Below are 2,197 nucleotides of genomic sequence, written 5' to 3' on the forward strand. Positions count from 1 at the left end.
ATTAAGCCTGTTATTACTAGGCTCTTGTAAAAAAAATACATCAACTAATAATTTAGCGGTTCATTCAAAACCTGAAACTGTAGAAAAACCGATAACCCAAAAACCTAAAATATCGCCAGAATTTAAAGCCTATTGGTATGCTGGCGAAGCCGAAATTTCATCTTACAAATTAGAACAAGCACGGTACGGTGAAATACGAGAAGGAAAAGCTGTTTTAGTTTTTGTAACTGAAGATTTTCTTCCAGATACCCAAGTAAAAGCAGATACTAAAACCGCAAATAACATCCCGATTTTAAAACTGAATACCACTAAAAATTTTGTTACTGGCGTATATCCATATTCCATTATGCAGAGTACTTTTTATCCCGTAGTAAATACTAATCATGCTTTAAAGGTGTCACTATCCATGCAAGAATGGTGCGGCCATGTGTATACGCAACTTAATAACAGAAGGCAATTTGAAATCACGTCGCACTCCTATTTTGACGGTGAAGCCGATAAAAATTTCAAACTAGAACAAGCCATTTTAGAAAACGAATTGTGGACAAAACTTCGCATCGACCCAAAATCTTTACCAACTGGAAATTTAAACATCATTCCTTCTTTGGAATATTCAAGATTACGCCATATTGAACTTAAACCTTATAGCGCTGCGGCAACATTAACAGGAAATACCTATGCCATTAATTACCCAGAACTTAATAGAACCTTATCAATAACATACAACCCTGAGTTTCCATTTGATATTTTAAGTTGGGAAGAAACTTTCAAAAGTGGTTTTGGGAGTCAGGCTAAAGTATTAACCACCAAAGCAACAAAATTAAAAACCATCAAATCTCCATATTGGCAAAAGAAAAGTATTCATGATGAAAAACTCAGACAAACGCTTAAATTAGATTAAATTTGCTTTTTATTTACTTGTTCATTTTTGTAATATTTCATCACTAAAATTATGTTTTTAAATTTCTTAAAAAATTATCAAGAAGAGTTAATTATATCTGGCATTGTGCTACTTTCATTACTCATTATCAGATTTGCTATTCATTTTACAATAACTAAGGTTGCGCGAAAAAATGATATTAACGAGCCAAGAATTCGCCTAATTAGGCGCTATATTACGGTGGCATTGTTTCTAGTGGCACTTCTTATTGAGTCCTTTGTTTTTGGAACGGAATTCAGAGAAATAGCCGTTATTTTTTCATCCATTTTTGCCGTTATCGGTATTGGTTTATTTGCTATTTGGTCTATTTTAAGCAACATCACTTCCGGAATTATTATGTTTTTTAATTTCCCTTATAAAGTGGGCGATAAAATTGCTATACACGATAAAGATTTCCCAATTACAGCCATTATTGAAGATATCCGTGCCTTCCAATTACATTTACGAATTGAAAACGGCGATTTGGTAACTTACCCAAATAACCTCATGCTGCAAAAAGCGGTAACGCTTATTGAAAAAGACGCCATTGAAGATTTTTCAGCTGAGGACGATGGCGCTGATGCTATATAAAATTTCCATATATTTAAAGTATTCTAAATAATATGGCAAAATTTATAAAAAAAGTAAGATCTCAAATATCCAAAAAAAAGATTGGACAAATACCAGGAAGTATTATTTATACTGGTGAAAAGCCAGATCAAAAATTATTTATTGAAGCCTTTGACTATAATCAAGACACTTGCATTGTAAGAGAGTTATTAAATGTTGAAGAATGCTTTGATTTTGAAGAAGGCACCGTAACATGGATAAATATAAATGGGTTAAATCATGTAAATGCCATCGAGAAAATTGGAGAACATTACGAGTTACACCCATTAGTGCTTGAGGATATTGCAAACATTTCACAACGACCAAAAATTGATGAACATGAAGATTATCTATTTGTCGTTTTAAAAATGCTTTATTATGACGCGAATGAAAACATCGTATCAGAGCAAGTAAGTTTCATTTTAGGCAAAGAATATGTGCTTTCGTTTCAAGAAGCCGAAGGCGATGTTTTTAATGAAGTTCGAGAACGCATAAAACAAAATAAAGGGCGTGTTCGCAGTATGCAAGCCGATTATTTACTTTATGTTTTATTGGATGCTATTGTCGACCATTATTTCAGCGTTATTGAAGTTTTGGGCGATAAAATTGAAGATTTTGAAACCGCCATTTTTGCAGGAAATGTCGATAAAGATATCAGTCAAAAAATAC

3 protein-coding genes are annotated in these 2,197 nt (G+C 32.9%); all 3 read left to right on the forward strand.

The window, feature by feature from the left end; genetic code table 11:
* The coding region (locus WBN21_RS06270; protein WP_424198509.1) for a septum formation inhibitor Maf at positions 1-901 on the forward strand (901 nt) is incomplete at its 5' end.
* 51 nt (positions 902-952) lie between these two features.
* Positions 953-1,510, forward strand: coding sequence for a mechanosensitive ion channel domain-containing protein (locus WBN21_RS06275; RefSeq protein WP_424198511.1), 558 nt, complete (start codon positions 953-955; stop codon positions 1,508-1,510).
* 32 nt (positions 1,511-1,542) lie between these two features.
* Positions 1,543-2,197: CorA family divalent cation transporter (locus WBN21_RS06280; protein WP_424198513.1), on the forward strand; the 655-nt coding region annotated here is incomplete at its 3' end.

It is taken from the genome of Algibacter sp., assembly GCF_049667265.1.
GTDB lineage: Bacteria > Bacteroidota > Bacteroidia > Flavobacteriales > Flavobacteriaceae > Algibacter_B.

Bases quoted from the DNA above. Each gene is read 5' to 3' on its own strand.
- WBN21_RS06275 (WP_424198511.1), top strand. From the start codon at position 953: ATGTTTTTAAATTTCTTAAAAAATTATCAAGAAGAGTTAATTATATCT.